Source organism: Dyadobacter sp. AC419 (assembly GCF_979253085.1).
In genome coordinates, this window is sequence record NZ_CEEDCD010000012.1 from 145,774 (window position 1) to 168,852 (window position 23,079).

At 44.3% G+C, this 23,079-nt stretch carries 23 protein-coding genes and 3 pseudogenes; 12 read left to right on the forward strand and 14 right to left on the reverse strand.

Annotation, left to right across the window (positions count from 1 at the left end; all coding sequences use genetic code 11):
* Positions 1-22: 22 nt before the first annotated feature.
* On the forward strand, positions 23-949 hold the full coding sequence (locus AC0IYG_RS05885) for a 2-hydroxyacid dehydrogenase (RefSeq protein WP_471710157.1): 927 nt from the start codon (positions 23-25) through the stop codon (positions 947-949).
* Positions 950-1,052: 103 nt separating this feature from the next.
* On the opposite strand, the gene AC0IYG_RS05890 is transcribed toward AC0IYG_RS05885, so the two are convergent.
* From AC0IYG_RS05890 to AC0IYG_RS05915, 6 genes and pseudogenes are all read right to left on the reverse strand, one after another.
* Entirely contained in the window at positions 1,053-1,577 is a 525-nt protein-coding gene (locus AC0IYG_RS05890; RefSeq protein WP_471710158.1) for a 50S ribosomal protein L25/general stress protein Ctc, read from the reverse strand.
* 37 nt (positions 1,578-1,614) lie between these two features.
* Positions 1,615-2,559, reverse strand: a complete 945-nt coding sequence (locus AC0IYG_RS05895) for a ribose-phosphate pyrophosphokinase (protein ID WP_471710159.1) — start codon at positions 2,557-2,559, stop codon at positions 1,615-1,617.
* A gap of 39 nt (positions 2,560-2,598) precedes the next feature.
* Complete coding sequence (locus AC0IYG_RS05900; RefSeq protein WP_471710160.1) at positions 2,599-3,174, reverse strand: phosphatase PAP2 family protein; 576 nt, start codon at positions 3,172-3,174, stop codon at positions 2,599-2,601.
* Positions 3,171-4,151: pseudogene (trpS, locus tag AC0IYG_RS05905) on the reverse strand (tryptophan--tRNA ligase). Before trpS ends, AC0IYG_RS05900 begins: the two are co-directional and overlap by 4 nt.
* A 25-nt stretch (positions 4,152-4,176) precedes the next feature.
* Positions 4,177-4,500 carry a type II toxin-antitoxin system RelE/ParE family toxin gene (locus AC0IYG_RS05910; RefSeq protein ID WP_471710161.1) on the reverse strand — a complete coding sequence of 108 codons (324 nt, stop codon included), beginning with the start codon at positions 4,498-4,500 and terminating at the stop codon, positions 4,177-4,179.
* A gap of 12 nt (positions 4,501-4,512) precedes the next feature.
* Positions 4,513-4,725, reverse strand: coding sequence for a hypothetical protein (locus AC0IYG_RS05915; RefSeq protein ID WP_471710162.1), 213 nt, complete (start codon positions 4,723-4,725; stop codon positions 4,513-4,515).
* A 115-nt stretch (positions 4,726-4,840) separates the two neighbouring features.
* Here AC0IYG_RS05915 and AC0IYG_RS05920 point away from each other — a divergent pair, with 115 nt between their 5' ends.
* The 5 genes and pseudogenes from AC0IYG_RS05920 (at position 4,841) to AC0IYG_RS05940 (ending at position 10,339) form a co-directional block, all read left to right on the forward strand.
* Positions 4,841-5,512 (forward strand): DUF2461 domain-containing protein, encoded by a 672-nt coding sequence (locus tag AC0IYG_RS05920; RefSeq protein WP_471710163.1) that lies wholly within the window; start codon positions 4,841-4,843, stop codon positions 5,510-5,512.
* Positions 5,513-5,566: 54 nt separating this feature from the next.
* A pseudogene (gene dnaE / locus AC0IYG_RS05925) lies at positions 5,567-9,216 on the forward strand (DNA polymerase III subunit alpha).
* Between the two features lie 87 nt (positions 9,217-9,303).
* A complete protein-coding gene (gene trxA, locus AC0IYG_RS05930; RefSeq protein WP_082216473.1) occupies positions 9,304-9,636 on the forward strand; it encodes a thioredoxin in 333 nt (110 codons plus the stop codon).
* Positions 9,637-9,755: 119 nt separating this feature from the next.
* Entirely contained in the window at positions 9,756-9,947 is a 192-nt protein-coding gene (locus AC0IYG_RS05935; RefSeq protein WP_082216474.1) for a type II toxin-antitoxin system HicA family toxin, read from the forward strand.
* Positions 9,944-10,339 (forward strand): type II toxin-antitoxin system HicB family antitoxin, encoded by a 396-nt coding sequence (locus AC0IYG_RS05940; protein WP_471710164.1) that lies wholly within the window; start codon positions 9,944-9,946, stop codon positions 10,337-10,339. Before AC0IYG_RS05935 ends, AC0IYG_RS05940 begins: the two co-directional genes overlap by 4 nt.
* Before the next feature lie 9 nt (positions 10,340-10,348).
* Here AC0IYG_RS05940 and AC0IYG_RS05945 read toward each other — a convergent pair whose 3' ends face one another.
* The 7 genes from AC0IYG_RS05945 to AC0IYG_RS05975 form a co-directional block, all read right to left on the reverse strand.
* Positions 10,349-11,227, reverse strand: a complete 879-nt coding sequence (locus tag AC0IYG_RS05945) for an aldose 1-epimerase family protein (protein ID WP_471710165.1) — start codon at positions 11,225-11,227, stop codon at positions 10,349-10,351.
* Between the two features lie 5 nt (positions 11,228-11,232).
* Positions 11,233-12,444 (reverse strand): aspartate aminotransferase family protein, encoded by a 1,212-nt coding sequence (locus AC0IYG_RS05950; RefSeq protein ID WP_471710166.1) that lies wholly within the window; start codon positions 12,442-12,444, stop codon positions 11,233-11,235.
* Between the two features lie 62 nt (positions 12,445-12,506).
* Complete coding sequence (locus tag AC0IYG_RS05955) at positions 12,507-13,700, reverse strand: hypothetical protein (protein ID WP_471710167.1); 1,194 nt, start codon at positions 13,698-13,700, stop codon at positions 12,507-12,509.
* Entirely contained in the window at positions 13,693-14,535 is an 843-nt protein-coding gene (locus AC0IYG_RS05960) for a type 1 glutamine amidotransferase (protein WP_471710169.1), read from the reverse strand. Before AC0IYG_RS05960 ends, AC0IYG_RS05955 begins: the two co-directional genes overlap by 8 nt.
* Before the next feature lie 113 nt (positions 14,536-14,648).
* On the reverse strand, positions 14,649-15,749 hold the full coding sequence (locus tag AC0IYG_RS05965; RefSeq protein ID WP_471710170.1) for a carboxylate-amine ligase: 1,101 nt from the start codon (positions 15,747-15,749) through the stop codon (positions 14,649-14,651).
* A gap of 21 nt (positions 15,750-15,770) precedes the next feature.
* Positions 15,771-16,943 (reverse strand): ATP-grasp domain-containing protein, encoded by a 1,173-nt coding sequence (locus tag AC0IYG_RS05970; protein ID WP_471710171.1) that lies wholly within the window; start codon positions 16,941-16,943, stop codon positions 15,771-15,773.
* A 21-nt stretch (positions 16,944-16,964) separates the two neighbouring features.
* On the reverse strand, positions 16,965-17,672 hold the full coding sequence (locus AC0IYG_RS05975; protein WP_471710172.1) for an esterase family protein: 708 nt from the start codon (positions 17,670-17,672) through the stop codon (positions 16,965-16,967).
* 164 nt (positions 17,673-17,836) lie between these two features.
* On the opposite strand from AC0IYG_RS05975, the gene AC0IYG_RS05980 reads away from it, so the two are divergent.
* On the forward strand, positions 17,837-18,595 hold the full coding sequence (locus AC0IYG_RS05980) for an alpha/beta hydrolase (RefSeq protein WP_471710173.1): 759 nt from the start codon (positions 17,837-17,839) through the stop codon (positions 18,593-18,595).
* A gap of 2 nt (positions 18,596-18,597) precedes the next feature.
* On the opposite strand, the gene AC0IYG_RS05985 is transcribed toward AC0IYG_RS05980, so the two are convergent.
* Positions 18,598-19,620: an acyl-CoA reductase gene (locus AC0IYG_RS05985; RefSeq protein WP_471710174.1), complete on the reverse strand. Its 1,023-nt coding sequence runs from the start codon at positions 19,618-19,620 to the stop codon at positions 18,598-18,600.
* A 128-nt stretch (positions 19,621-19,748) separates the two neighbouring features.
* On the opposite strand from AC0IYG_RS05985, the gene AC0IYG_RS05990 reads away from it, so the two are divergent.
* From AC0IYG_RS05990 to AC0IYG_RS06010, 5 genes and pseudogenes are all read left to right on the forward strand, one after another.
* Entirely contained in the window at positions 19,749-20,096 is a 348-nt protein-coding gene (locus AC0IYG_RS05990; protein ID WP_234613222.1) for a 4Fe-4S binding protein, read from the forward strand.
* Positions 20,097-20,443: 347 nt separating this feature from the next.
* Positions 20,444-21,238: a porin gene (locus AC0IYG_RS05995; protein WP_471710175.1), complete on the forward strand. Its 795-nt coding sequence runs from the start codon at positions 20,444-20,446 to the stop codon at positions 21,236-21,238.
* The gene (locus tag AC0IYG_RS06000) at positions 21,231-21,674 is read left to right on the forward strand and encodes an outer membrane beta-barrel protein (protein WP_471710176.1); all 444 of its coding nucleotides are present in this window, start codon (positions 21,231-21,233) and stop codon (positions 21,672-21,674) included. Before AC0IYG_RS05995 ends, AC0IYG_RS06000 begins: the two co-directional genes overlap by 8 nt.
* 48 nt (positions 21,675-21,722) lie before the next feature.
* Positions 21,723-22,016 (forward strand): hypothetical protein, encoded by a 294-nt coding sequence (locus tag AC0IYG_RS06005; protein WP_471710177.1) that lies wholly within the window; start codon positions 21,723-21,725, stop codon positions 22,014-22,016.
* Positions 22,017-22,126: 110 nt separating this feature from the next.
* Positions 22,127-23,069 (forward strand): annotated as a pseudogene (locus AC0IYG_RS06010) (ammonium transporter).
* Positions 23,070-23,079 lie beyond the last annotated feature (10 nt).

Genomic DNA, 23,079 nt, shown 5'->3' on the forward strand with positions numbered 1-23,079 from the left:
TTACAAAAAATCCCGTGCTCCTATGAAAATCCTGATCGCAGACTCGATGCATTCCTCTCTTTTTGACATGCTGCGCGACCAGGGCTGGGAGTATGCTTACCATCCTGAATTTCGTCGTGAAGATATTTTAGCGGCAATTCCAGCCTACGACGGCCTCTTTATACGCAGCAAAACTTTTGTGGATGAGGCAATGCTTTCGGCTGCAAAGAACCTCCGTTTCGTCGCCAGGGCAGGAGCAGGGCTTGATTTGATCGATTTGGACGCCGCAGAAAAACGTCACATTGAAGTCTTTCACGCGGGAAAAGGCAATCGCGATGCCGTTGCAGAACATGCGCTCGGAATGCTGCTGGCGCTCTTTAACAATATTTTAAAGGCTGACCGGGAGGTTAGGGGCGGAATTTGGGATCGGGAAGGCAACAGGGGCGTTGAGTTGATGGGCAAGACGGTCGGCATCATTGGATATGGAAACAATGGCTCGGCCACAGCGCAGCGATTAAGTGGTTTTGGCTGCCGCGTGCTTGCGTATGACAAATACCGTGACCATTATGGTGACGCTTTTGCCTTGGAATCAAGCTTGGAGGAGATTGCGGCGGAAGCTGATATTCTAAGTCTGCACATTCCTTTGACGGAGATCACGCGTTATCTGGTGAATGCTGATTTTATCCAAAGCTTTGCCAAACCGTTTTACCTGCTCAACCTTTCACGCGGAGAAACTGTGCAACTGGAAGCTGTTGTTAGTGCACTTAAATCAGGGAAAATTCTTGGCGCTTGCCTGGATGTGCTGGAAAATGAGAAAATCAATAATCTGACCGTTTCTCAGCAACAGACGTTCGATTACCTGCGAACCTCGGACAAAGTTGTCCTGACGCCGCATATCGCAGGCTGGACGCACGAAAGTTATGTGCGCATCAATAAAGTGCTGGTAGAACAGATCCGGAACTGGCTATAAACAAAAAATGCCGACCAATGGTCGGCACGTTTGCATCTATTAGCCATGAAAAATAAAATACTTACTTGCCAAGTGTACCTCTCAGTGCACGTGGGATCTCAACTTAAGCAATCGGGTTGCTTGCGGCTGTTAATATAACAAAATTTTCAGCCTTAATAGCACCAACTTTCACAGATTTTCCTAAATCCAGCTCAGTAACGTCAACATCTACATAGTCTGGAATGTTTTCAGCCAAACCTTGTACGCGCAATTTACGCAATTTTTGATTCATTTTACCACCTTTCATTACTCCGGAAGAAGTACCAGTCAATTTTACGGGTACGTCAACTTTTATTTCCTTGCCATCAACGATCTGCAAAAAGTCTGCATGAATCAATGAATCGTTAACAGGGTGAAATTGTCTTTCTTGTAAGATGGCATTATATATGGTACCCTCGATATTCAGCGTAACATTAAAAATATCCGGTGTGAAAAGCAACTCGCGGAACAACATAGCCGGTGCGTAAAAATGAACCTGCTCAGCTCCACCATACAGCACAGACGGAACATAACCTTGTGAACGTAGTTCGGTCGCTTCCGTCTTGCCGAGATTCGCTCTTTTAAACCCTACAATCTCATGCGTTTTCATAAGAATATTTTAATTAAGAAGTTAAAAAAATAAAAATTTACTGATAATTTATAAACAATGAACTAATAGATTCATGATCACGAATACGACCGATTGCTTTTGCAAATAATTCAGCAACTGACAATACGCGTATTTTCTCGTTTTGTTGCTTCAAAGGAATTGTGTCTGTGATGATCAATTCTTCTAAAACAGAGTTTGCAATGTTTTCGTGCGCTTTTCCGGACATAATTGCGTGTGTACTAATGGCACGAACTGAATTAGCGCCTTTTTCCATGATCAATTCTGCGGCTTTGCAAAGCGTTCCGCCCGTGTCGATCAAGTCATCCACCAACACAACGTCCATCCCTTCCACATCCCCAATCACCTGCATACTCGCAATTTCGTTGGCTCTTTTCCGGTGCTTATCGCAAAGGATCATGTCCACATTCAAAAACTTAGCAAAATTCCGTGCCCTGGCTGCTCCGCCCATATCAGGAGAGGCAATCAGCAGATTTTTAAGGTTCAGGGATTTGATATAAGGAACAAAAATCGACGTTCCTTCAAGGTGGTCAACAGGCAAATCGAAAAATCCCTGGATCTGTCCAGCATGCAAATCGACGGTCATCAAGCGGTCCACACCGACCGAAGTCAGCAGGTTGGCAACCACTTTTGCAGCAATGGCGACGCGCGGTTTGTCTTTTCTGTCTTGCCTCGCGTAACCGAAGTAAGGGATAACCACTGTTACATAATGTGCAGAAGCGCGACGTGCGGCATCCACCATTAAGAGCAATTCCATCAGATTGTCAGCCGGAGGAAACGTGGATTGGATCAGGAAAACATCACAGCCTCTGATCGATTCTTCGAAGCTGGGCGAAAGTTCTCCGTCACTGAATTTCCTTAATGTGTAACCTCCCAGCTCCTTGCCATAATACCTGGCAATGTCTTTGGCCAAATATTCGGATTGACTTCCCGAAAATATTTTTACTGTATTAAATGAACCCATTGGCCAAACTGAAATTTGCGCAAAATTAAATAAAATCAATCAATTAAGGTAATATCTCGTCAAAAAAGTCTGGTAAAGTTTAATGCAGCCCCACCCGACTAGCAGCCCAATCATCGTGCCAATCACAATGTCCGCAGGAAAATGGACGCCGACATACACTCTGCTATAAGAGTAAATCGCTGCCCAGACGAACAAAAACCACATATAATTGTAACGCGTTTTTAGGAATGCGAACCACGTTATGGCTAGGGCAAAACTGGTCGAAGCATGAGACGATGCAAAACCATACATGCCGCCGCAACCCGTGACCTCGTGAACCAACCCGTCCAGCGTTGGGTCATGGCAGGGCCTTAACCTTAGAAAATAGGGTTTCATAAATCCGGAAGTAATTTTATCGGCAATGATGACAGCAATCAGCACGACGGCAATTTGAATCAAACCGCGTTTCCAGTCCTTCCGAAGGTGCAATGCAATTAAAATCGCATACATCGGCGCCCAGGTGTATTTGTAGGTGATCCAATACATGAGCGTGTCGAGCCAGGGCGTGTGATGGCCGTTGAGCCAAAGAAAAATTTCCTGGTCAGACCTGATCAGCGCGTCGATGCTTTCTGTCATGAGCTGTAACCGAGGACTTTACGCACCTTGCCAATTGTGTCTTGCGCGATAGCGCGTGGCTTTCGATTCGCCAGCGATGAGTATCGCTTCCAGCTCTTCGCGGTTTTCCATATAATAGTTGAAAATGCGGCGCGGTTCTGCGAATTTTTCAAGCATTGCTTCCAAAAGTGCTTGTTTGGCATGTCCATAACCATAACCACCATTCAAATAATGCTGACGCATGGTTTCAACATCGCTATCTGACGCAATCAGACTATATAATTTGAATGTAATGTCGTTTTCAGGATCTTTCGGTTCTTCTAATGCTTTGGAATCAGAAACGATTTTTTTGATAACCTTTTTCAGCTCGTTTTCCGGCAGGAAAATATCAATGTAGTTGTGATATGACTTGCTCATTTTCTGCCCATCCAGCCCAGGAATGGTCATAATGCGTTCGTCGATCTGTGGTTCCGGCAAAACCAGGATTTCTTCTCCCGCAATCTGGTTGAAACGGCTCGCAATGTCTTTCAGTCATTTCAAGATGCTGCTTCTGGTCTTTTCCAACGGGGATAATGTTGGCATTATAAAGCAGAATGTCCGCAGCTTGCAAAACAGGATACGTAAATAAACCTGCATTCACATCCGCCAGTTTTTCTGACTTTTCCTTAAAGGAAGTTGCGTTCGCAAGCATAGGGAATGGCGTAAAGCAATTGAGATACCAAGCCAGTTCCGTATGTTCAAACACCCTTGATTGCCTCCAAAAGACATTTTTTTCGAAAATCAAAACCAAAAGCAAGCCAGGTCGATGCAATTGCGCGCACATATTCTTCTCTTTCAGTCCCGCTTTTGATAGAAGTAAGCGAATGAAGATCAGCAATGAAAAAGAAGGATTCGTTCTGCGGGTTTCTTGACAATTCAATCGCGGGAACGATCGCTCCTAAAATATTCCCCAAATGGGGCCTCCCGCTACTCTGAATGCCTGTAAGGATTCTGGCCATTTATAGATTGTTACTGTTTGATTCTTTATTCTAGCGATTTGATTAATGCGCGAAGCTCTTTGATTGGAATGGTATCCCTTTCAGATTTATCATAAATAGTCACTAAACGAAGCTTTTCATTATCAAGCCTGAGATATGTGATTACCCTGATTCCTCCGCTCTTTCCTTTTCCTTTGCATCTTACCTGCCACCGCACTTTAAAAATACGTGATCCTAGTGGTTTTCCTAGCATTGGATTTACCGACAGATTTTCGATAAGTGCTTTAATGTCAGTTTCTAATGATGGGTATTTTTTTGAAAGTCTTTTGTATTCTTTTGAAAATTCATGTGTGTAAGTGATTTTGATCATCGGAAGGCAATGTTAATCTTTAAACAAATCATTAATGTCAGGCTCAGGCAGTTTGCCTTCTTCCATGAGCTTTACTTCTTTTAAAGCCCTGGTAAGTGAATCAAATAGCCACTGTTTGTCTGCTTCCTTTTTTTCTGCTTTTGCTTTCAAGTCCGGCAGGTCTTTATTTGGCCTGGAAACAGCAGGCTTCTTCTTCTCTTCCTTGGACAAAAATGGACGGTTCATAGCTTTCTCCTGATTATCAGTTTTTAAGAAGTTTTCCGATTTCTAATTCCCAAAATTCGTTAAATTGGATAACAAAACGTAGTAAATTTGATTTTTATAGCTTCACCACCATACGATGGAATCCAAAACACTTCAATTTTTAAGTCAACTCGCAGAAAACAACAACAGGGATTGGTTCCAGCAAAATAGAAAAGATTATGACGCAGCAAAGGCCGATTTGGAGAAACTAGTTGCTTACCTTATTGAGGAAGTGGGCAAGTTTCAGGATCTGGGCAATCTGCAAGTCAAAGAATGTATTTTCAGGATTAACCGCGATATCCGGTTTTCCAAAAACAAAGCGCCTTATAAAAACAATCTGAGCGCAGGCATTGGCCCAGGCGGCAAAGGGTCTGGAAAAATTGATTATTATCTTCAAATCCAGCCGGGTAACAAAACGTTTTTAGGGGGAGGAATGTGGGAAACCACGCCGGAGCAGATTGCCAGATTTCGTCAGGAAATCGATTACAATGCGGACGAGCTCAAACAGATCATTGAAGACAAAGAATTTCATGCCTACTATCCGAATATTGAAGGTGAGACATTGAAAACGACGCCGAAAGGATATGCCAAAGATCACCCCGAGATCGAGTTGCTGAAACGGAAACAACTTTTTTTCTCACACAATTTTTCAGATAAAGAAGTGGCTTCCAAAGACTTCGGTAAGATGGTCGTAAAAGGAATTTCAATCCTTAAACCTTTTACGGACTATATGAATTATGTTATATATGAACAGCCTGCGGAGTCCTGATTAGCGTGCCTGCCTTTCTGATTAATCCAAAGTTCCAAACCACAAACTATTAATATGCAATTTTCACACTTGCACTGCCACACGCAATTTTCCCTTCTGGATGGTGCGGCGGATATAAAAAAGCTTTTCAAAAAGGCCAAGGAAGACAATATGCCTGCCGTTGCCATTACGGACCACGGAAATATGTTTGGCGTGTTCGAATTCGTGGCTGAGGGCAATAAACAAGGCATTAAGCCGATTGTGGGATGCGAATTTTATGTGGTGGAGGACCGGCACATCAGGCAGTTTACCAAGGATAAAAAAGACGTAAGGCATCACCAGCTGCTTCTTGCCAAAGATGAACTGGGTTATAAAAATCTGGTCAAAATGTGTTCGCTCGGCTTTATCGAGGGAATGTATGGCAAGTATCCGCGGATTGATAAGGAACTGATTGTTAAGTATCACAAAGGGCTTATCGCCACAACTTGCTGCATCGGGGCCATCATTCCAAAAACCATTTTAAGAAAAGGTGAAGAGGAAGCGGAGAAAGAATTTAAATGGTGGCTGGATTTGTTTGGCGATGACTTTTATGTCGAGCTGCAACGCCACGAAATCCGGGATCAGCTGATTGTGAATCAGGTTCTTGTGAAATTTGCCAGGAAATATAATGTGAAGATCATCGCTTCCAACGATTCGCATTATGTGGATCAGGAAGACTGGAATGCGCATGATATTTTGCTTTGTATCAACACTGGTGATAAGCAAAGCACGCCTTCGGCAAAGGATTTTGATGATGATAAAGGCATTCCGAAAGGCTCACGTTTCGCGTTTTTTAATGATCAGTTTTATTTCAAAAACACGAGCGAAATGATGAAGCTGTTCAACGACTTACCCGAGTCGCTGGACAATACGAATGAGATTGTCGATAAAATAAAAGCGCTGGATCTGCGGAAAGACATTCTGCTGCCCAACTTCCCGATTCCTGAGGAATTTAAGACGCATACGCTGTCGGAAATGGTTGGTAAAAGGAACTTACGGCCGATGTGTTAAACCAGTGGGAATATCTGAAACACCTCACATTCGAGGGTGCAAAGTTCAAATATGGAACCATAACGCCTGAAATTGAAGACCGACTAAACTTCGAATTGCACACGATCCGGAACATGGGTTTCCCCGGTTACTTTCTGATCGTGGCCGACTTCATTGATGCAGGCCGGAAAATGGGCGTTTTCATCGGCCCGGGGCGTGGTTCTGCAGCTGGATCCGTGGTGGCTTATTGCACAGGGATCACCAACATTGACCCCATTAAATACGACCTGCTTTTCGAGCGTTTCCTGAATCCTGACCGTATTTCACTTCCCGATATTGATACGGACTTCGATGATGAAGGCCGGCAGAAAGTGATTGATTATGTGGTTAAAAAATACGGTTACAATCAAGTTGCACAGATCGTCACGTATGGCACAATGGCCGCGAAATCGGCCATTAAGGACGTTGCGCGGGTTATGGACCTGCCGCTGGCAGATGCCAATGCACTCGCCAAGTTGGTTCCGGATAAGCCCACCTATAATATGACGCTCAACCGCATCTTCACAGCGCCGCTGGAAGGAGAGGGGAGTTTGACAAAAAAAGAAGGCATAGCGCCCGAAGAGCTGGATAATGTAAAGAAAATGCGAGCGATTGCATTAGGTAATGATTTGCAAGCGAGTGTTTTACAAGAAGCGCGAAGGCTTGAAGGGACGGTTAGGAACACGGGAATTCACGCAGCGGGGATCATTATCGCACCAAGCGATCTGACTGAAATCATTCCGGTAAGCACATCGAAGGATTCGGATTTCCTCATTACACAATATCAGGGAAAGATCATTGAGGATGCGGGCGTTATTAAAATGGACTTTTTGGGCCTGCGAAACCTGACAATTATCAAGGAAGCATTGCGGCTCATCAAGCAAAATCATAATGTAGACATTGTGATCGACGACATTCCGCTCGATGATCCGAAAGTGTTTGAATTGTTCCAAAGGGGCGAAACCAATGCAATTTTCCAGTTTGAATCCGACGGGATGAAAAAGTACATGCGCGACCTGATCCCAGATCGTTTCGAGCACTTGATCGCGATGAACGCGTTATACCGCCCCGGTCCGATCGCTTACATTCCAAACTTTATCCGTCGTAAAAACGGATTGGAGGAAGTAACTTATGATTTGCCCGAATTGGAAGAATATCTGGCTGATACTTACGGGATTACGGTTTATCAGGAGCAAGTAATGCTTTTGTCCCAAAAACTGGGCGGATTTACCAAAGGACAAGCCGATACATTGCGTAAAGCAATGGGTAAGAAGCAGATAGAGACGCTGAACAAGATGAAGGGCGACTTCATGAAAGGTGGAACGGGAAAAGGACTCGATGCCAAGAAATTGGAAAAAATCTGGACTGACTGGGAAGCTTTTGCATCCTATGCCTTTAACAAATCCCACTCAACCTGTTACGCCTTTGTTGCCTACCAAACTGCTTACCTGAAAGCCCATTATACAGCGGAATATATGTCGGCTGTATTAACAAGCTCGCTGGGCAACATTGAGAAGATCACGTTCTTCATGGAAGAATGTAAAGCGCAGGGATTGAAAGTGTTAGGTCCGGATATTAACGAATCTGACAGACAATTTAATGCGAATAAGAAAAGCGAGATCCGTTTTGGATTGGCTGGCGTGAAGGGAAGCGGGGATGCGGCTGTTGAGGCGATTATTGAGGAGAGAAACCAGAATGGACCATTTAAAGACATTTTTGATTTTATCATAAGGGTCAATTTAAGGACTGTTAATAAGAAAACGATTGAAAGTTTGGCTTATGCGGGTGGATTCGACTGTTTCCCAGAATATCACCGTGCGCAGTATTTTGCGACTGAGCCGGGAGAAACAGGAACATTCATTGAGAAACTGATTCGCTACGCCAATAACTATCATGCTGAAAAAGCGTCTGCGCAATCATCACTTTTCGGGGCATTTGGTGGAAATGAAATTTTGATGACCAAACCCAAAGCGGCCGATGTGATGCCTTGGGATGACCTTGCGAAGCTGCGTTACGAGCAGGATGTGGTTGGATTTTACATTTCCGGGCACCCGCTGGATACATTCCGGGTGGAGCTCGATAATTTCTGCAATTGCACGGTCGATAAGGTGATGGAGATTGGCGAAAATGAAAAGGCGCCCAAATATTTCGGTAAGGAGATCAATGTCGGGGGGATTGTTACCAGCGCGATGGAACGCATGTCGCGCAACGGCAGCTTGTTCATGATCTTCAAAATTGAGGATTACCGCGGTTCAATGGAAATGCTTTTGGGCGGAGAAGATTATATCCGGTTTAAGAATTATTTACAGGTGGGGCAGTTTCTTTACATCAAAGGAAAGGTGCAAAACCGCTGGAAACAGGAAGATCAGTTTGAATTTAAAATTTCCCAAATTCAGCTTTTGACAGAGATCAGAGAGAAAATGTGCCGGAAGATCCGCATTAATCTCACATTGGATCAGATCGACGCCCAATTCATTCATTTGCTGAACGAAACGTTTGGTAATCATCCGGGTGCGTGTGCGGTGAACATGACCGTTGTGGATCCGGAAACGCATCTGGAAGTGGAAATGGTGTCGCGCGGTTTCCGAGTGGCTCCTTCCAATGAATTGTTTAAAGTGCTGAACGGATTTCACGGGGTGAAATTCTTTTTAAACTAGTTCGATGCAAGTAGAATCAGGAACTTTTAGGCATTAATAATCCTTATTACATCAGATTTATAAAATAACATTAGACATTTTTTCGACATGGGAAAAGCACTTGAAATTACCGATAGCACCTTTGAAGATCTCATCCAGGGAGATAAGCCAGTACTTGTTGACTTTTGGGCTGAATGGTGCGGTCCTTGTAAAATGATCGGACCGGTTGTAGAACAATTGGCCGGCGAATATGAGGGCAAAGCAGTTATTGGTAAAATGGATGTGGATATGAATTCGTCGGTGCCAGCTAAGTTCGGTATTCGCAGTATCCCAACATTAATGATCTTTAAAGGCGGACAACTAGTAGACAAAGTTGTAGGCGTTGTGCCAAAAACAACTTTGGAAGATAAATTAAACGCACAAATCGAAGCTACGGTTTAGTAGTAAGCGATTTGTAAAAAGACTAAAAGCTCCCAACCGGGAGCTTTTTTTGTGGGTGGTGATTTGGAAATGGTATATTATTGTATACCTTTGAGTATAACACTTTGCTCACACTATCAATGAAATATTCAGAGTTTCACCGTATCATACGGCGTAATGGCTGGTTGCTCGTACGAACACGGGGCAGCCATTGCATATATCGAAAGGGCAGCATTACTTATGCTGTCGCCAACCATGGTTCCAAAGAAATGGCGGAGCCCACGCGTTTGGCAGCAATAAAAATCATGGGCTTAGACATAGAAAAGAGATGAAAACAATCAAGGTGCTTATAGGCCGAAGCAAAGATTTCTACGGAGCACATTCCGAGAATGTTAAAGGGATAAATGGCGGCGGTGAGACAATTGACGCGGTAAAAAAATCGGTAATGGAATGCATTGAGATCATCAAGACTTTTGATGATAGAAACATTCCGGCCGCTTTAAAAGGGGAGTATGAAATTGAATGGAGGCTGGACGTGGGCAGTTTCTTGCAATATTATAAAGGCATTTTTAGCCAAACGGGCATTGCACGCCTTACAGGAATCAATGAAAAACTCTTGAATCATTATGCTTCAGGCTTAAAAAAGCCAAGACCGGCGCAGGCGAAAAAGATTGAAGCTGCACTGCACCAATTGGGCAGTGAGCTTCTTGCACTTAAATTATGATTACAAACATTACTCGCTTATCTCAATAACAAACTTAGCCTCAAACTTCTCGCCAGCAGCAAGCTTCAAAATGCCTTCTTTTGTTTCGAGATTTTGATCTGAATCTGCGCTGTCGGCGATGCCCAGCCACGGTTCGATGCAGACGAAGTGGCCGCCGGGTTTTGCCCAGACGCCTAAATATTTGAAGTCGTCGTAATGGACGGTGATAACCTCGGAAGATTTTGTGCTGCGCAGGCTTACTTGTTTGGAGACCAAATGTTTGAAGATCAACGCGTCGTTGTCGAACAAATGCTTGTTTAGATGAAGCATGTTGGTGTTTTCAAGAACGGGTTTTGTTTCGTTGCTTACCAAACCATTTTTTTCCAGCAACCAGGTCGAGTCATTTTCAACTGCGTAGAATTCCAGGTAATAATCCTCGTAAACTTCGTCGTCGTGGAGCGGGCATTTAAATGCTGGGTGTCCACCAAGTGAAAACAACATTTCCTCACTTCCATGATTGATCACTTCGTGATTGACTACAATCTTGTTTTTATCAAGGCTGTATGTGATTAAAAATTCGAACTCAAACGGGTAAATTTCTAGCGTTTTTTCACTTGATTTCAAACCGAATGTCAGACTGTCAGCGGTTTGATTTACCAGCTTCACGTCAGCATTGTTGCGGATAAAGCCGTGGCGGGGCACAGCGTACTGCTTGCCTTTATAAATTACAAATCCATCCTTAATCGCTCCGATTACAGGAAAAAGAACAGGAGCATGGCTTGCCCAAACATTGGGATCGGCATCCCATAAAAAATCTTTCCCAGTTACAGTGGATTGTATTTGAGCCAGTTCTGCACCAGTTTCCTGGACTGCAATTTTTAGAAATTCGTTTTCAATCGAGTAATTCATGGTTTCTATTCGTTCAAAACTGCTAAAATAACTTCACAAGCTTCCTTAATTTGGTCTTCCGTAATGATTAGTGGCGGAGCAATGCGCATGGCATTATCGCAAAACAAAAACCAGTCCGTCACCACGCCGCGTTCAATGCAACGGTCGATTGTATGCTTTAATTTTTCAAAAGACGCCATCTCGGCAGCCAACATTAAACCCTTTCCACGCACTTCCTTAATGTCTGCATGAACCAACAGCGACTTAAATAGCGCGCCTTTCCCGACCGCCGATGCCGCCAGATTTTCTTCCAATGTAACCTGCAAAGCCGCAAGCGAAGATGCGCAGCTCACCGGGTGCCCACCAAAAGTAGTAATGTGCCCGAGAATCGGATTATTTTTGAAAACGGACATAATCTCGTGCGACGCCATAAATGCACCAACCGGCATGCCGCCACCCATGCCTTTAGCGCTCAGTAAAATATCGGGATAAATGCCGAATTGCTCAAATGCCCAGAATGTTCCGGTGCGACCGAATCCCGTTTGTATTTCGTCTAATATCAGCAGCGCACCAGTTTCAGTGCATTTCGCACGTAAAGCCGGAAAATAATGTTCAGAAGGAATTCGCACACCGGATTCTCCACCAATGACTTCAATGACAACAGCCGCCGTTTTTTCAGTGATTTTGTCAAGATCGGGCAGCGAACCGTGCGGAATGTTGGTCACGCCGGGAAGCAATGGACGGAAATTTCGCTTAAAAAATTCTGCCCCTGCAAGACTGAGTGCGCCTTGCGTAGCGCCGTGATAGGCATTGTAACAAGAAACGAAACCATCCCGGCCCGTGAAACGCTTGGCCAGCTTCATCGCGCCTTCGACCGCTTCTGTCCCGGAATTGGTAAAATAAACATTGTCTATCAATCCAAAAGGAGACGGATTAAGCATTGGTAAATCCAATGTTTCGGTCAGTGCTTTTGCCAATTTTACCTGCGCGCTTTGGACATATTCGCCATAAACGAGCAAATGCATGTGCTTATCCAACTGCTCGTGCACGGCGGCAAGCACCTTCGGATGCCTGTGTCCAACATTACTAACAGCAATTCCGGAAATGAGGTCCATGTAACTTTTTCCCTCGGGACTGTACATGTAAACGCCCTCAGCTTTCTCAATTTCTAAGGCAAGCGGATAATCTGAGGTCTGAGCCAGATGGTCGAAAAAATGCTGGCGATGTGATATATGCATTCTAAAAGATAAATACTTTTAAAAAGTATCTTTAATATTTTATTAGTAAAATGTATTAAACTTTATTTTTCGAAAAACACAGCGCTTCCGCCAACCCAGGTGAAATCTTTGTTATAACGGACGCCTATCATTTCACCGCGGCTCAATCTGCTCAACCCGATCAAAAGCTCCGGTTCGCCTGCATTGTCATTCCATCCGTACATCATTCTAATCTCACATTTAACCATTCCATCGGGTGCCTGAATAACCGGCTCATAAACGACCTTTTTCTGTAAAATGTAGTTTTCAGGATCGGTTAAGGAAGTTAAATCGGACGCTGAAATGTGCAACTGAACGCCTGAACCGGCAAATGAGAACAAGGGTTTTAAGACATAATTCTCTAAATCCGCTGGAAAATCGCCGTTATAATCACTTACAAACTTCGTGTCCGGAATGTATTCGCTTTGTAAAAATGGAATTGAAAATTTGCTGATCCTGAAAAACCAGTTGGGATGTCCGACCCACGTCACATCCACGTCGTCCGTGAAATGGTAACTCGTTTGCAGGTCCGGATAGTTGAGCAAATCATCGAAAATCAGGCGGTTGTAAATACGCTTAACCTGTATTTTCCGGCCATCTTGTTCATAGAAAAGCTGTTTCCCTTCCTTGATTAGCTTGGTATAGCACACGGCTTTAATGCCCAGCATGGCTTCGGTTACAGCAAAATCAACTCTGGTTTTTTGTTTTTCCGGAAAGATTTCCAGCAAAATGACGTTCTCAGGATTTTCATCAGCGAGGATGAGTTCCCTGAGTTTTTGGACATAAGATTCATAAGAATCAGACCCGAAACTGTAATGAAAATTGTCCGGGATTTCGAAATGCTTTTTGAAAGATTCAGACAAATATGCCTGATAACCGAAGACAGAAGGAAATCCTTGCAGCTCAATCAGTTGTGGAACAAGCTCACCATTTTCATCTTTACAAATTGCAAAGTCAATGGCCAGGAATGATGTGTGATTATTCTCATTGGGAACATGCTGGCCTGCCGGAACAGCCCTTTCCGTGTTCGCGACGAATGCTGGCGAGCGTAATGTTTCAATGATCTTCTCCGAAGCATTCGTTATTTTTTCAAGCACTGCTTTTGGCACAAAAACCGGCGTTTCCGCCACCCGAAAATCCAGCTGTCCGGGAAAATCCACTTCAAAAGAATTGACGAAAGCCTCATATTTGCTTTCTGTAAAAGAACTGTTGAATGCTTCTCGGGCTTGCTTATGCATAGGCAGGCTTTAAAGATTGGTTCAATGCATTTTTGAGAAAAGTCGGAATCACCACAGCTTCCGTGAGCATAATCTTGTCCGGATCATTCAAATGCGTAATCATATCATTGTATTTTGTTTCACCGTGATTGGCGATAATTGCAGCCTTTTTATCGTCACGCAGGAAGTAACGGAGCATGCCTTCGGCGTCTGCTTCGGGGTGAAATTGCGTTCCAACGATTTCTTTGGAAAAGCGGATCGCCATCACAGCACGTTCCAGCGGCACATGCGGTCTGATCTTTTCCAGGCAAAGCAATTTTGCGCCCATGTTATCGAGCATAAATTGATTGGGTTGCGTCACCTGAAAATCACGCGAATCGACGATCCAGAATGGGTCTGCTAATGCATTGAGCAGCGGATCTTTCCTTCCGGCAGCCGTTTTATGCACGGGAAATGTGCCAAATGAGGTTTTTCTACGCTTGCTAACACCGGCGAGCTGCCAGTGGATGCAGGCCATCTGAAACGAATGGCAAATCAGAAAAAGATGCTTTTTATTCTTGTTATGCCGGTTCGCGTTATGCTGGAAAATTTGGTCCAAAAAACTGAAAAACCGCTTTTCCCAAGGTTCGCCGACAGGCGAAGGATTTCCCGGGCCACCGGTGGAAATGTATGCATCGAAATCCATTCCTGGCACTTCGAGCTTTTGACGCACATCAAAAATGGTGTACGAAACAGACACAGATTCTTGCTCACCAAATGCAGTCACGATCTTTTTGATGCACCGCATTCCTTCATTTTCGAAACCATCGTACATGTCCAGAATTGCAATCCGGAAATGTTTTTTGTTATCATTCATCTTAACCGTGCCGGACGATTTAAGCCAGCCATTTATATATTTTTAACAGAACAGGGTAAGTTTTATTAACAACACGATGCCCTAATAGTTCGCAGTAAACCAAAAAAATCCGGTTAAACCAAGCCAATCTTTGTCTCGGCGACAATGTAATCGACCACTGCATTCATACTTCCAGTTTGTTCAAATACAGCCAGTTGTCTGTCTGCGCCGGTGCCCATTTCCATGATTTGGTGAATGTAATCGATCTCTTTCCGGCTGCCGAGTTCGTCGATCACGTCGTCAATAAAATCGAGCAATTCCACGACTAATGCTTTGTATTCCACTTCTTCCTGCTTTCCAAAATCGATCAGTTTTCCATGAATTCCATAACGAGCTGCCCGCCATTTGTTTTCATTGATCAGCATGCGGTGATAGGGCCTGAATGTCAGATTCATGCGGTGTAATTTGTGGATTTTGGCCACGAGCGCCTGCATAATGGCTGCCAGACAAATGGTTTCATCCGTGCGCATCGGCACGTCGCACATGCGGAATTCAATGGTGTCAAAAAACGGATGCACGCGAATATCCCACCAGATCTTCTTGCCGTTGTCAATGCATTTGGTTTTGATCAGCAGGTTAACATATTCGTCGTATTCTGCTGCGCTCGAAAAGGAATCGGGAATTCCTGTTCTCGGAAATTTATCAAAAACCTTTGAACGATAAGATTTAAAACCCGTATTGCGGCCGCACCAGAAAGGTGAATTGGTGGACAAAGCATAAATGTGCGGCAAAAAATACCGCACCGCATTCATGATCTGGATCGCCTCATCGCGGTTTTCAATGCCCACGTGCACATGCAAGCCAAAAATCAGGTTTCCACGCGCAACGTCACGCATTTCGTCAATGATTTCGTCGTAACGCGGGTCGGGCGTGATGAGCTGTTCCACCCAGTCCGCAAACGGGTGTGTTCCGGCTGCCGCAACCTGCAAATCCTGCTTTTCAGCCAGATCCAGGATCATTTTACGCAAATAAGTGACTTCCTCTCGCGCTTCCTGAATGTTATGACAAATGTTGGTGCCGACTTCCACGACAGCCTGATGCATTTCGGCCTTTACCCGTTCTTTCAGGGTAATTTTTCCATCTTCAACAAGCTTCGACATGTGTGACCGCAGATTCCGTGTGACCGGGTCAATGGTCTGAAACTCTTCTTCAATTCCCAGCGTGAAAGAGGCCATAATGCGTGCGTATTCGGGTGATTAAGGTTTTTTTAGTTTTGAATTGGCAGCAGGTGCTTTTGTTGCAGCCGCTTTTTTGGTCGGGATTTTTGGCGTTGGTTCGCTAGGAACGGGCTGATCACCTTTATCTTCAACGAGTTTTGAAGTTTTCTTTGGCGCGACTGCTTTCACTTTCACTTCCTTAGCCGAAGGAGGAGCGATTACAGGCGTTTCTGCCGGTGCAGCTGCAACCGGAGCCGAGGCCGAAATGCCCAGCGCATCCTTAACAAATGTTCCCCAAGTTAGGTTGGTTTGTCCCGGAACCTGCGCTTTGGCTCGTTCAATGGCCATATTGGCCGCAGCTTCTACAACCCATTCAAAATTATCGCGGCCGACAGAATAAATGTCCGCGTCAGGCGCGGGATTGCAAAAGTCGATGGCGATCGGAATGCCATCCCGCACAGCAAATTCCACGGTGTTGAAGTCATAACCAAGTGCAATGTTCAGCTTCAATGTGTAATCGCGGATCGTTTCCAGCAATTTTTCACCCTCTTCTCCCGTCGCCTTCATTTCAGCTGCATAGCGCAAATGATGCGGATTCCTTGGTTCGTAAGGCATGATCAGCACTTCTTTCTGGCCAATGCAATAGCAACGAAAATAATCAGTGAAGTCGATTTCTTCTTGCAGCATCATGACCAGCTGGCCCGTTTCCTCATGCTTATGCCACATATCCTGCGGATTAACGACTTTGTAAACGCTTTTCCAGCCGCCGCCATCATGCGGTTTCATATAAGCCGGAAAGCCAATGTATTGAAAAATTTCCTCCCAGGCCATCGGAAAAGCCAGGTTACGGAAAGATGTTTCAGATGTATTTTCAGGACGTTCTTTTGAAGGCAAAAGCACTGTTTTTGGAACCGGAACACCTATTTTTTCAGCCAATGCATTGTTGAAAAATTTCTCATCAGCACTCCACCAGAAAGGATTATTGATCACAGCCGTTCCGGAAAGTGCTGCATTTTTCAGGTAAGCGCGATAAAATGGCACGTCTTGCGAAATTCTATCTATAATGACCGCATATTCGGTTGGATCGGCCTGAACAACCTTATCTATTGAAACAGCTTCGGCGATAAAGCCGCTGTTTTTACTGTTAACTCTTTCAATAAAAGCGTTCGGAAAAGTGTTTTCCATTCCAAACAAAATTCCAATTTTCTTCATAATGAGGTTTTTGTTTTGTTTTTATAAAATCCTGGACAAGTAGTCAGGAAACATTTTGTTCCAAAGCGGCCAGTCATGTTTTTCCCAGCCACGAATATCGAGCCAGTGTTCAATTCCCTTGTCGCCGAGGATTTTTGACATTTTTAAATTGCTATCGAGGCAAATATCCCAATCAGAAGTGCCAAGCACGATCTTCATATGGCCATAGCGCCAGCCTTGTTCGTTGGGCATAAAATCGATCGGGTTGTTGAAATAAACCGTGTCGTCGTAAAAGCCGTCTGTGAAGCTGCGGATATCGAATGCGCCGCTCATGCTGATCATATAGGCGACTTGCTCGGGATGTTTAAAAGCAAAATTAGCTGCATGAAAACCACCAAAGCTACAACCCGCAACGCCGATCCGGTCGACATGACATTCGTTCCTTATATAGGGCACGAGCTCGTTTTTAAGAAACTTATCATACTGAATGTGGTTCAGCACGCGATATTGCGGGTTCAAATGCTTCGCATACCAGGACTCAGCGTCAATGGAGTCGATGCAATAAAGCTTGTATTTCCCAGATTCCACAAGTCCGCGAACGGATTCGATCAGTCCCATGTCTTTGGCTTGATAATATCGGCCTAATGTGGTCGGGAAAATCAGGATCGGATAGCCCCAGTTTCCGTAGACGAGCATGTCCACGTCACTGTCCAGATGATGCGAGTAATATTTAATATGCTTCTCTTCCAAAACCCAATTTTTAAAGTGATAGCATTGATATTGAAATATACAAAACAAATTAACGGAACCAAATTATAGGCATTTATTAACTTGCAGGCCTTTCTTGCATTCATTTCAACCCGGAATTTAATTTGAGTTTTCACAACGAATCTTCATTTCCAATTTTTAAAAACGTGTTTTCTGTCGCGCTGCAAAGGGACGTAACGATTTCGATCATAGAGCCGATCGACTTCGATTCATCCGTTTCCTACAAGCTGGTGCTGTTCAATGATGGGCAGGATTTCGAGCGGCTGCGTATGGAACCGATCAGCAAAGCATTGCAGCGTGAAAATGAAATCGCGCCGGTCCTGATAGTCGGCATTCATGCGAATGAAGATCGGATCCATGAATATGGTGTTGCGGCGGAAGCTGATTATGCGGGCCGGGGAAACAGGGCAGGCCGAACAACACAGTTTGTTGTTGACGAATTGCTGCCTTGGCTTTCAGCGGAATATCAAATTGGTAAAGAAGTTGTTTATGCCGGATTCTCACTCGGAGGCTTGATGGCGCTGGACGCTGTCTGGAATAATCCCGGCACATTTGCAAAAGCGGGTGTCTTTTCAGGATCATTATGGTGGCGAAGGACGGCGCTTCACGACAATTATCAGGAATCGGACCGGATTATGCATGCGCAAATCGCTAATTCAGTGCACAAAGATGGACTGGCTTTCTGGTTTCAATGTGGCTCTCTGGATGAATATGATGACCGCGACGGCGATGGCGTCATCGACTCTATTCAGGACACACTCGAATGCATTGCAGAACTGGAACGCAAAGGTTACGCCTGGAACCGGGACGTTTTTTATACAGAAATTGAAATGGGAGAGCATAATCCGGAAACCTGGTCAGCGGCTCTCCCTGCATTTTTCAAGTGGGCGTTAGCGGACGCTTAACATTAGAATTTTGCTAAAAACGCCATTGTGTCAACGCCATCCGCATATTCATTCAATGTTGGTTCCTGGGTTTTACCAAAAGGGACGATTGCTGGCGCATGAAGCGGCGCGTTTGTGACCACACATTGAATCTTTTCAGCCTCCCCGGTCAGTTGTGGTTCAATGTCGCTAACAGACTCATATGTCTCATAATGCAGCACGCTAATGGCCGAAACGAGCGCTTTGCTTTCGGTAAGGATCAAAAATCCGTTGTCATAATGCGGAACACGATTAACAAGAAATATCGACTTGTTGTATTCGTAGTTGTTGAAATATTTATGGTGGTGCAAATACGTCTTATCCAGATCTTGAATTGATTCGTAAAACTTGGTAAAGTCATATCCGGCCGGCACGTAGAGCTTTGAAACATTCCTGCATCCCAGGCCGAAATACTGTAAAACATCGCGCCCCAGCGCACGCAGTTCTTCAACTGTTTCCGAACCGGAAAGCACGGCAACGGACGTCCGGTTTCTGCGTATAATGTTGGGTTTTTTGGCAAAATAATAATGGAAATAGCGCGCCGTATTGTCGCTTCCTGTGGCAATGTAAGCATCGGCATCATTGAGCCTCTCCACAAATTGAATGTAATCCTTGACTGCAGGCTGGATTTCAACAAGCGTATCCAGCAGCGCATGAATCAGGAACTGATCGTCTGAGCTTGGTTTTGCCATCAGCACATGCCCGCTCACCAGCACCGACAAGGCATCATGAAAACCAACCGCCGGAATGTTTCCTGCCATCACCACGCCAATTTTTTGCGAAGAACCCGGCTCCGGATATTGCGCAGCCCACACATTGAGTTTATCCGCGTCAAGAAATTGATTTGCAATCGCTGTCAAAGATCTGGCGACATTTTCGGGGGTAAACCAGTTATTTTTGCTGTTGGCGCGTGCGATCCATTCGGCTATTAAAAGTTCGTTTCCAGGGTTTGTGATGAATTTTCCAAGATCTATAAATGCATTTATTCGCTCAACTCTCGATATCATTCTGATGAAACTGTAAAAAGTTTAATTAAGGTATTCGTTTTTATTTTTCTGATTGTCGGGAAACTATAAATAGTTATATTTGTTACTTTAACAGAAGAAATAGCAACAAATATAAACAATCCGGCGATATGGCTATAATGATAACCGATGAATGCATAAATTGTGGGGCGTGCGAGCCAGAGTGCCCTAATACAGCAATTTATGAAGGAGGTGTAGAGTGGACCTGGGGAGATGGTACAAGTTTGGACGAGGTCGATTTTGGTGATGGAACCGTTGTTAGCGGTAAGGAAAAACAGTCGCCCGTTTCTGACGAGTTTTATTATATAGTATCAGATAAATGTACCGAGTGCGTAGGTTTCCATGAAGAGCCTCAATGTGCAGCAGTTTGCCCAGTCGATTGCTGTGTGCCGGACCCTGATAACGAAGAAGAGGAAGATACTTTACTCGCTAAAAAAGCTTGGATGCACGGTGAATAAGTCCTGCTAACCAAATAAGATTTCGAAGCCCCGCCAGCAGCGGGGTTTTTTTGTGCCCAAACCTTTCTGTAAATGTCATTATAATAATAAAATATCTTAATAATTCCGTCGAGCCTTGATTTAGGAAATTTTGTGGATGTCTGTTTATACAAAATTTAAATTTTTGACTTAATTCTGTCAAATCGTTCATTTTATGTTCATAAAACAATAATTTAGAGTATAAAAAAATGAAAATTGTGTTTTTTAATATAAAATTTGACTTACATATTTGATAAATACAATTTATGTTCAATATTTGATCCAGTAATACCGCCGGAGAATAATATTAACTTAAACAGAATATAATTATGAAAAAAGTCTATTGTACAGTATTATCTTTGATGGTTCCTTTTTTGGGTTTTGCAAAGTCTGATGAAGAGAAAAAAGCTGCCAAGGCTGATACAATAGTGGTCGTTGAGGCGCAGGACGAAGATGATGCGAAAGGTGCCTTTGCGTTTTCGGGCTATCTGGATTCGTATTACATGGCTAATTTCAACAAACCTGCTTCACGCTCTAACATGGGTGCAGCGGGAACCGGCCGTGTGTTCGATCGTAAGTCAGGTCAATTCTCGTTAGGTTTGGTTCAGGCGAAGGTTGCTTACACCAATGCAAAATCAGAAGCAGTTGTGGACCTTACATTCGGACCCAATGCAGATTTCGGTAACTACGGAAACTTGCTGAGCCCGCTTGACGGAGCAAGCACGAGCACCGCACTTGCTATCAAACAGGCTTATTTTACTTACAAATTCACAGATAAGTTTTCCATGACTGCCGGACAGTTTGGAACGCATATCGGTTATGAAGTGATTGATGCCCCAGCTAACTTTAACTACTCTTTATCAAACCTGTTTAACAACGGCCCATTCTATCACGCCGGTTTGAAAGCGACTTACGCATTTTCAGACAGAGCTTCTTTAATGGTTGGGGTTGTTGGAGAATGTAGATACGGATTAGGTGACAACAACCGCAAAAAAGGAATCATCAGCCAGCTATATTTCAAACCGGTTGAAAACTGGAACGTGTATCTGAACTACATTGGCAGCAACGAGGCAAAACCCGGATTCACTGGGCAAACAGCCAGAAGGTTACTATCAGGTGTTTGACGTTACAACGAGTTTCCAGGTTACTCTGAGCGATTCCTGCTTGGACTTAACGCCGCTTACGGAAGCCAAAAAGGAGATTATCAAGGTTACGGCGGCCCGGTTGATTCTCAATCATGGGGTGGCGTTGCAGTGTACGCAAGCACAGCAACAACGGACAACGTCGGACTTAGGAGCGCGTTACGAATATTTTAACAACGACAATGGTGTACGTGGACTTTTGACCGCCGCAGGTCTTGGTACAAGCGTAAACTCCATTACATTAACAGGAAACATCAGCCTGGCTGATGGACACATTCTTGTCAAACCTGAATTCCGCCTGGATGCATATCCAAAAGTAAACGGTGCAAATGAATTGCAGCAGTTTGAAGACGAAGACGGCGCATTTACAAAAAACAGCCAAACCACTTTCGGACTGGCATTTATTTACGAATTCTAATTTCAATCATATACCTTCTTAATCTACCAATAATAACAATTTACTAAAATGGAAAAACGTAATTACATTCCACTGATTATCCTGCTCGTAATCAGTATCCTCGGTGCCTTCATCCCCAATGTTCCGACGCAGATCGTGACGGAAGGCATTAATTCCGGTGACACCGCCTGGTTACTTGTTTCTGCTGCGCTGGTTTTGCTTATGACTCCTGGTCTGGCTTATTTCTACGGCGGAATGGTGAATAACAAGAACGTTATCTCGACAATGCTTCAAAGCTTCATCGCAATGGGCGTTATCAGTGTCCTTTGGGTTGTTATTGGTTTCAGTCTCTGCATTCGGTGACGACATCGGCGGATTTATCGGTAACCCAATGACGCACTTCATGTTCAAAGGCGTTTTGGACGGACCAGTTTGGGGAACAATTCCTTTCGCTCTTTTCGCAAATGTTCCAGATGAAATTCGCGGTGATCACACCTGCACTTGTTACTGGTTCAATGGCTGAGCGTGTAAACTTCCGTTCTTACGTGTTGTTCATCATCTTGTTCTGTATCTTCATTTACTCGCCATTGGCGCACATGACATGGCATGCGGACGGCATCCTTTTCAAAATGGGTGTGCTTGACTTTGCAGGTGGAACGGTTGTTCAACATGTCTGCTGCTGGGGCTGCTTTGGCCGGTGCACTTTACCTGAAAGACGTAAGTCACTAACAGAAGATCACGTATTGCCGCCTGCAAACATTCCTTTCGTTCTTTTGGACTGGTTTACTTTGGTTCGGTTGGTTCGGTTTCAACGCAGGTTCTGCGCTTTCAGCTTCTCCTTTGGCAGTTTCTGCTTTCGAACGACTAACACTGCTGCTGGTGCCGCTGGTCTTTCATGGGTTTTGTTTGATGTTGCAAGAGGCAAAAAAGTGTCAGCACTTGGTTTCTGTATCGGTGCAGTTGTAGGTCTTGTGGCTATCACGCCTGCTGCTGGTTTCGTAACGGTTCCTGCATCTCTTTTCATCGGAATGATTGCAGCCGTGATCAGTAATCTACGTTGCTCACCTGCGCACACGTTCTACATTGGATGATACATTGGATGTGTTTCCTTGCCACGGTGTAGGCGGTATGGTTGGTATGTTGATGACTGGCGTGTTCGCAACAAGCGGTGTTAACTCACTGGTTACGGATCAAGGTCTTGCTTTCGGCGAAACAACATTGTTTATTAACCACGTGATTGCTTTGGTTGGTGTGTCTGTTTTTGCATTCGGCGGTTCATTGCTGCTGCTTAAAATCACAGACCTTATTTTGCCACTTCGTGTATCTGAGATGGATGAGAAAGCTGGATTGGATATCAGCCAGCACGATGAGTTTCTTTATAGAAGCGTAACTTTTCTCAACGTCGTTTTAATATAAAAGTCCGCCT